Genomic DNA, 7,317 nt, shown 5'->3' with positions numbered 1-7,317 from the left:
CTCAAAACCCGTCCAGTGTGGGTTCGAATCCCACCGAGGGCACTCATTTTCAGCAGTCTCAAGTAGCCCCGGTCCGACGTAGTGGTGCGCGGAAGGCCGGTCAGTGAGCCGACTGACAAGGGTCACCAAATCAGGCGCCGATTAAGTGTCGTCGGCCAGGTAAATGACGTCGTACCACCGCCTCGGCGGGTCAACGCGCGGGTCGTAATCCCCTGTCGGAGCTGCCCGCTCCAACCGAATGTCTGTCAGATGCGGATTGTCCAAGCGGATGAAGTCTTCGAGCTGAGCGAAAAGCGCGCCGCCTTGCAGACGGATGTCCGCGAGCGCCCTACCCTCGTACCTCGACCAACTCACTCGTACATCTTGCTCCGCGCGGAGCACCGAGCATGGTCCCAGTGGCGAAGACAACCCCCAGCTCGTGCATCAATTCACTGCTGATTCTCTGACAGCTCATCGGGCAGCCGCCTAGGCTCGGGCACATCATGTCCGACCGAGCCATCAACGACATCCCCCGCGTCGACCCGCGCGCCGGCAAGGCAGCCTGGAGACGGGGGCTGGCACGGCTGACCTCGACCAAGCCGGGCGCGGCGGTGCACCGCACGATCGCCGCACCGCTCGACGCGCTGATAATGCGCATCACCGGCGGGCGGGTGAATCTGGCGGCCGGGGCGCTTCCGCTGGTCGTGCTGACATCGACCGGCGCACGCAGCGGGCAGCCGCGCCAAACACCCCTGGCCTATTTCACCGACGGCGACGACGTGATCCTGATCGCGTCGAACTACGGCGGTGAACGGCACCCCGGGTGGTACTACAACCTGCTCGCCCATCCGGACTGCGAATTGCACATCGGGCCGCGCGGCGGAGCCTTCACGGCCCGCGAAACCGAGGGCGACGAACGTGACCGGCTGTTCGCTTCGGCGGTCCGCCTCTACCCGGGCTACGCCAAATATGCCCAACGGACAAGCGGTAACCGAATGATCCGGATCCTGCGGCTGTCGCCGCGCTGATGGCGCTGCCAAGCTTCACCTGACGGGCTAGGCTTCCAACGTGGCGGCCAAGAAGTGCGGTGCCCCACCGGCGGGTCCACCGCGAACACCGAACTGTGCCGCGGCAGTGCGGAAGCAGACGCGTGCCCGCAGTCAGCACTACGCGGACAGCGCTGCGCGGCGGCTTCGTGTGCTCAACATCAACGCCTGGATGGCGGTCTCGGTGTGTGGAACGTACGGACTGTTAGGGCTTTTCGCCGGCGCCGGGGCATCGACTCCTCAACTGATCGACCTCGCCGCGGCAACGATCTTCGCAGCGGTTCCGCTTCTGCACCGCTTCGGGGAATTGGTTGCGCCGCTTACCTTTGTCTGCGCCTCCTACGTGTCGATCGTCGCCATCACCTGGAACGTGGGTACTGGCAACGGCTTGCAGTTCTTCCTGCTGGTAACGGCATGCCTGGTGGTGCTGCAGCTCGGGATCGAACACATCGTATTGGCGTCGATGCTCGCTGCCGCCGCGGCCGGTCTGGTGATCGCCCTGGAGTTTTCGGTGCCGCGAGACACCGGGGTGCAGCCACCGTGGGCCATGTCGCTGGGCTTCGTCATCGCGGCGGTTTCCGCCTGCGCGATGGTGGTGCTGACCATGTGGTACGCGCTGCGCGGCATCGCCCGCGCGGAAGCGGTCATGGAAGTGGAGTACGAACGTTCCGAAGCCCTGCTGAGCAACATGTTGCCGGCCAGCATTGCCGCACGGCTGAAAGACCCCGAGCGGCAGGTGATCGCCGACAAATACGACGACGCCTCGGTGTTGTTCGCCGACATCGCCGGCTTCACCGAGCGGGCCAGCGACACCGCACCGGCCGACCTCGTGACTTTCCTGGACCGGCTGTACAACGACTTCGACACTCTCGTCGACAAGCACGGCTTGGAGAAAATCAAGGTGAGCGGCGACTGCTACATGGTGGTCAGCGGCGTGCCGTGGCCGCGGCACGACCACGTCGAGGCGCTGGCAGATCTCGCCCTGGACATGGCCGATGCGGTCGCCGGGCTACAAGATCCGCACGGGCGCGCGGTGCGGCTGCGCATGGGCCTTGCCTCCGGACCAGTGGTCGCGGGCGTGGTCGGCTCACGGCGTTTCTTCTACGACGTCTGGGGCGACGCGGTCAATGTCGCGTCGCGGATGGAATCCACGGACACCGAGGGACAGATCCAAGTCCCTCAGGTGGTGTACGAGCGGTTGCGGCACAACTTCGTCCTGCATGAGCGCGGTGACGTCGAAGTCAAGGGCAAAGGCGTGATGCACACCTGGTATCTCGTCGGTCGCCGATCGCAGGGCGGCGCCGGCCGGTTAACTGCGGAAGCGGCGCGGCCGGCCGGTGTCTGAGCCGCATCAGGGACTCCCGTCGCAATCCGGCTTGTGGGACACTTCGCGCATGCAACCAACTGCTCACCCAGCCTTACTGCCTCACCTATGGAAGTCCACGCTCGTGTCGGGCATTCTCACCCTGGCCCTCGGCGTGGTGATCTGGTTATGGCCGGGCAGAAGCCTCGTCGTCGCTGCCATCCTCTTCGGGGCGTACTTGCTGATATCCGGGATCGTGCAAGTGATCTTCGCGTTCAGCCTGCACGTCTCGGCTGGAGGACGGATATTTTTGTTCATCAGCGGGGCAGTTTCGTTGGTTCTGGCCTTGTTCTGCTTCCGCAGCCTCTTGCAATCTCTAGTGCTGCTGGCGATCTGGATTGGTGTCGGCTTCATCTTTCGCGGCGTGGCGACCACGATCTCGGCGGTCAGCGACCCAACCGTGCCGGGCCGTATCTGGCACGTCGTGATCGGCGTCATCAGCCTGTTGGCCGGCATCGTGATGATCGTCTCGCCGTTTTCGTCACTTGGAGTGCTCGCGTTGGTGGTCGCGATCTGGCTTATCGTGCTCGGCGCCTTTGAGGTCGTCTCTTCGTTCGGCATCCGCAGCGCATCGAAGTCCTTGGTTCAGCCGCTACCTGGTGCTACGGCAGGTGGCGCCGGCGCGGCAGGAACTCCAGGGTCAACAACACGTACAGCAGCGGGACCAACTGAGTGAGATTGACCAGCGCGTAGCGCGGGTCGCCGAGCGCCTGAAACTTACGCAGATACCGGTACAGTGACTCCAGCGCGATCAGCGGATCCAACAGATGGATCAATTGGTAGCAGAGACTCTGCGCCCGGCTGCGGTGCTTCTGGTCGAAAATATCCGGGAAAGCCGCGAACGCCAGCGACAACCGTTGCGCGCCTGCGTCTTTAGCGGCGCGAATCATGTCCACGCTGAGCCGCTCGTCGATTCCGTTCGGGGCGCCGGCGCGCCGCCACGGCACATCGAGGCTGACATCGCTGCCGCCACCGGCGACGACATACCGGTGAAATCCTTGCACTCGCCCGTCGGAGTCCCTGGCGGTGATCAGTTGCACGCCGGGGTATCGACCTTCCAGCACGCCGTCGAGGTTCATCGAGAACCCGCGATCGGTGTGCGCCCCACTCGGTGACCCGCGGAGCACGTCGACCAGCTCCGCCAGCTGGTGGTCGTCGAGTTCTTGCTCCGCGGCAATCTCGGTGGTGATGCCGCAATTGTGGGTGCGCTGCACTGCCTGCCGCAGGTTGCGGAAGTTGCGTCCCACCATCTCGAAGTTTCGCACGTCGACGACGACGTCGCGACCGATCGGTATCGGCCGCAGCGACTGCCCCAGCACCGCTGCATCGCACCACAGCTCGAGCCTGCGCTCGCTGCAGCCCAGCACCACCAGCCGCCAGCCGCGGGTCTGACACACTGCCGCGAATCCTGCTACCAGCTCGGGAAACTGCCTCTCGTCGCCGAGCGGATCGCCGCTGACCACCGCGTACCCGCTGCGCGTGCGGTAGGCGAGGGCCGCAGAACCGTCCGCGCTGAAGTAATAGCACTTGCCGGTCTGCATCGCGAACGGCGCCAACGGATCCCCACTTGTCGCGTTGATCAGTGCCCACACCCGCGGCAGGTCGGCGGCAGATGGCCGAGCCGATGTCGGCCACATCAACGCCAGCCCGGAACCGGCGATCAGCAGGTCACCGAGCAAGTCGAAGGAGACCACATGCGCGCCCACCCCGACAACCAGCGCAGTGGCCGCGGCCACCGCGTGCAACGCGGTCACCGGTCGGCCGAGAAAGATGCCACGCGCGATCAGCGCCACCGCAGCCGAGACGGTCATCGACCAGGCGAGCCGGCCGGCCGCTTGCCAGTGCGCATGGTCGGCGTCGCGGGTGAGCACCGTAACCAGCCAGCACACCGCGCAGAGCAGCGCCGACGTGCCGATCCATCGTGCCATCGCCGAATTGACGTGCACGACGACTCGTTCGCCGGCGCGGGGCCGGGGTGCGATGACCGACGTATCGTTCACCGGGTACCAATCCTCTGATCCCGAGTACCAAGTAACAAAAACGGTACGCCCGCAACATCGCAGGTGCAGCGTTCCCGCCGCGTCGCAACGGGACCGTTACCCGGCCTACCTTCGGGCGCCGGGGAAGTACTTCACGAGCCCTTCCTGCACGACGGTCGCGACCAGCCGGCCGGCGCGGTCGAAAAAGTGTCCGGTGCCTAAACCGCGGGAGTCCACCGCCACCGGCGACGACGTCGAATACAGCGCCCAGTCGTTGAAGTCGACCTGGCGGTGGAACCACATCGAGTGGTTGACACTCGCGGCGAAGATCCGGTCGGACCCCCAGGAGAGCCCGTGGGTGGTCACGACGGAGTCCAGCACCGTGGTGTCCGACGAGTACACCATCGCCGCGGTGTGCAGCACCGGGTCTTTCGGCAACATACCGTCGGCCTTCACCCAGACCCGGTTGTGCGCCAGCTGCCCGCCCTTATCCCGCAGCACCCAGGACGGGTCGTTGGCGTACCGCCAATCGATTGGCTGCAGCGCCTCGACGAATAGCGGCACGACCTTTTCGTAGCCGCGCAGCAATTCGCCGAGCGTGGGCAGCGTCTCCGGTTCAGGCACTGTCGGTGGTTCGACGCTGTGCTCGAGGCCACTGCCGGCGGACAGGTAGGACACCATCGCCGACGCCAACAACGTCCCGTCCTGGACGGCGTCGACGCGCCGGTTGGCGAACCGCCGCTCATCGCGCAGCCGCACCACCCGGAATTCGATGTCCTTTGCAGTGTCACCCCCATTGACGAAGTGCACCGACAGCGCGTTGGGCGGCAAGTCACGGCTCTGCGTGCGACTCGCGGCCACAAACGACTGCGCCATCAGCTGGCCACCGAACGTCCGCAGCGGGTTCTTGCTCGGATGGCATCCGATGAACAGATCGTCGGCGACGTCGTGCAGGTCCAGCGCGGCGAGCAACTCGTCGAAATCAGACATCGAGATTCCAGACTAGAGGTCGTCCTCGCCGATGCGGTGCACGTGGATGAGGTTGGTCGAGCCAACCGTGCCCGGCGGCGCCCCAGCGACGATGACGACGAGCTCGCCGCGCTTGTAGCGGCCCAGCTCCAGCAGCGATTTGTCGACGAGCCGGATCATGGCATCGGTGGACTCCATCGTGGGGACGATGAACGTCTCGGTGCCCCACGTCATGGCAAGTTGGCTGCGCACTTCCGGCAACGGCGTGAAGGCGAGCAGCGGCAGGGGGGTGTGCAGCCGTGCCAGCCGTCGCACGGTGTCGCCGGACTGGGTGAACGCAACGAGGGCTTTGGCGTCGAGCCGCTCGCCGATGTCGCGGGCGGCATACGAGATCACGCCGCGCTTGGTCCGTGGTACGTGGGTCAACGGCGGCGCAGCGGTCGAGTTCTCCTCGACGGCGCAGATGATCCGCGCCATGGTCTGGACCGACTCCAACGGGTACTTGCCGACCGAGGTTTCGCCGGAAAGCATGACCGCGTCGGCGCCGTCGAGAACGGCGTTGGCGACGTCGGAGGCTTCGGCCCGGGTCGGCCGTGAGTGCTCGATCATCGAGTCGAGCATCTGCGTCGCCACGATCACCGGTTTCGCGTTCTCCCTGGCCATCTGGATGGCCCGCTTCTGCACCAGGGGTACTTCTTCCAGCGGCAGTTCGACCCCGAGGTCGCCGCGCGCCACCATGACAGCATCGAAGGCCAGGACCACGGCTTCCAGGTTGTCGATCGCTTCCGGCTTCTCCAACTTGGCGATCACCGGGACGCGGCGCCCGATCCGGTCCATCACGTCGTGCACCAGCTCGACATCGGACGGGGAACGCACGAAGGACAGCGCCACCATGTCGACACCGAGGGTGAGCGCGAACTCTAGATCCTCGACGTCTTTGTCGGACATTGCGGGCGCCGACACATTCATGCCGGGCAGCGACATCCCCTTGTTGTCACTGATCGGACCGCCCTCGGTGACGGTGCACACCACGTCGTCACCCTCGACGCCTTTGACCTGGAGGCCGAGTTTGCCGTCGTCGAGCAGCACCCGGTCACCGGCGACGGCGTCTTTGGCCAGTTGCTTGTAGGTGGTCGACACTCGGTCGTGGTTGCCCTGGCAATCTTCGACGGTGATCCGCACGGTCTCGCCCTTGGCCCAGTAGGTGACGCCACCGACGAATCGCCCGAGCCGGATCTTCGGGCCTTGCAGGTCGGCGAGCACTCCGACCGCACGACCAGTGGCGTCGGAGGCTGCGCGCACCCGGTCGTAGGCGGCTTTGTGGTCGCAGTGGTCGCCGTGACTGAAATTCATTCTGGCGACGTCCATCCCGGCCTCTACCAGCGCCCGGACCGACTCGTCACTACTGGTGGCCGGGCCTAAAGTGCAGACGATCTTCCCGCGTCTCGCCACGACGACTCAGCATAGTCTCGGTCACCGGCCATCTCGACCGATACTTATCTCCGGCGTCGCCACCAACGTCTTCGGGAAGCAGCGGAACCATGATCTTGCGTGGCGTCGGCTTCGTTTTCGGCGTCTTGCAGGCTCTCGTTACGGGTCTCGGCCTCGTCGGCCGCGACCGGCGTCTCCGGAAGTTCAGCTTCCGGCGCTACTTCGGTAACCGCCTGCTCAACTTCAGCGGGGGCGTCCGAGGAATCGGCTTCGCCGGAGTGTTCGGCTTCGGGGGTTTCCTCATCCGCGGATTCGTCGATTACCAAAGGCACCGCTGCGATCTCAGGCTCCGCGGCCTCCGGCTCGGCGGCCTCAGCCTCGGCGGCCTCAATCTCGGCGACCTCACGCTCGGCGATCTCAGGCTCCGCGGCCTGAACTTCGTCGGCCTCCGGCTCGCCGATCTCGGGCTCGGCGGCCTCAACTTCGACGGCCTCCGGCTCGCCGACCTCAGGCTCGGCGACCTCAACTTCGACGGCCTCACCCTCCGCGA

8 protein-coding genes are annotated in these 7,317 nt (G+C 65.6%); 4 read left to right on the top strand and 4 right to left on the bottom strand.

Going from position 1 to position 7,317, the window contains the following annotated elements; translation table 11 throughout:
• Positions 1–141: 141 nt before the first annotated feature.
• Positions 142–354 (bottom strand): hypothetical protein, encoded by a 213-nt coding sequence (locus WA317_RS19050; protein WP_425174517.1) that lies wholly within the window; start codon positions 352–354, stop codon positions 142–144.
• 128 nt (positions 355–482) lie between these two features.
• On the opposite strand from WA317_RS19050, the gene WA317_RS19045 reads away from it, so the two are divergent.
• The 3 genes from WA317_RS19045 to WA317_RS19035 are packed head-to-tail and all read left to right on the top strand — an operon-like array spanning position 483 to position 3,064.
• Positions 483–1,007, top strand: a complete 525-nt coding sequence (locus WA317_RS19045; RefSeq protein WP_425174516.1) for a nitroreductase family deazaflavin-dependent oxidoreductase — start codon at positions 483–485, stop codon at positions 1,005–1,007.
• 40 nt (positions 1,008–1,047) lie between these two features.
• Entirely contained in the window at positions 1,048–2,370 is a 1,323-nt protein-coding gene (locus WA317_RS19040; RefSeq protein WP_425174515.1) for an adenylate/guanylate cyclase domain-containing protein, read from the top strand.
• 49 nt (positions 2,371–2,419) lie between these two features.
• Positions 2,420–3,064, top strand: coding sequence for an HdeD family acid-resistance protein (locus WA317_RS19035; RefSeq protein WP_425174514.1), 645 nt, complete (start codon positions 2,420–2,422; stop codon positions 3,062–3,064).
• On the opposite strand, the gene WA317_RS19030 is transcribed toward WA317_RS19035, so the two are convergent.
• The 3 genes from WA317_RS19030 to pyk form a co-directional block, all read right to left on the bottom strand.
• Complete coding sequence (locus WA317_RS19030; RefSeq protein WP_425174513.1) at positions 2,991–4,388, bottom strand: bifunctional lysylphosphatidylglycerol flippase/synthetase MprF; 1,398 nt, start codon at positions 4,386–4,388, stop codon at positions 2,991–2,993. The genes WA317_RS19035 and WA317_RS19030 overlap by 74 nt on opposite strands.
• Before the next feature lie 105 nt (positions 4,389–4,493).
• Complete coding sequence (locus WA317_RS19025) at positions 4,494–5,357, bottom strand: acyl-CoA thioesterase II (protein WP_425174512.1); 864 nt, start codon at positions 5,355–5,357, stop codon at positions 4,494–4,496.
• 12 nt (positions 5,358–5,369) lie between these two features.
• Positions 5,370–6,788 (bottom strand): pyruvate kinase, encoded by a 1,419-nt coding sequence (gene pyk, locus WA317_RS19020; RefSeq protein ID WP_425174511.1) that lies wholly within the window; start codon positions 6,786–6,788, stop codon positions 5,370–5,372.
• Between the two features lie 89 nt (positions 6,789–6,877).
• On the opposite strand from pyk, the gene WA317_RS19015 reads away from it, so the two are divergent.
• A partial coding sequence (locus tag WA317_RS19015) for a hypothetical protein (protein ID WP_425174510.1) occupies positions 6,878–7,317 on the top strand: 440 nt, incomplete at its 3' end.

It is taken from the genome of Mycobacterium sp., from assembly GCF_049802695.1.
Taxonomy (GTDB): domain Bacteria; phylum Actinomycetota; class Actinomycetes; order Mycobacteriales; family Mycobacteriaceae; genus Mycobacterium.
Note: the sequence above shows the minus strand (reverse complement) of the source record. Positions and strands in the feature narration are given on the sequence as shown.

Excerpts from the sequence above, each read along its gene's own strand:
- WA317_RS19045 (WP_425174516.1), top strand. The coding sequence starts at position 483 with ATGTCCGACCGAGCCATCAACGACATCCCCCGCGTCGACCCGCGCGCC.
- WA317_RS19035 (WP_425174514.1), top strand. The coding sequence starts at position 2,420 with ATGCAACCAACTGCTCACCCAGCCTTACTGCCTCACCTATGGAAGTCC.
- WA317_RS19025 (WP_425174512.1), bottom strand. The coding sequence starts at position 5,357 with ATGTCTGATTTCGACGAGTTGCTCGCCGCGCTGGACCTGCACGACGTC.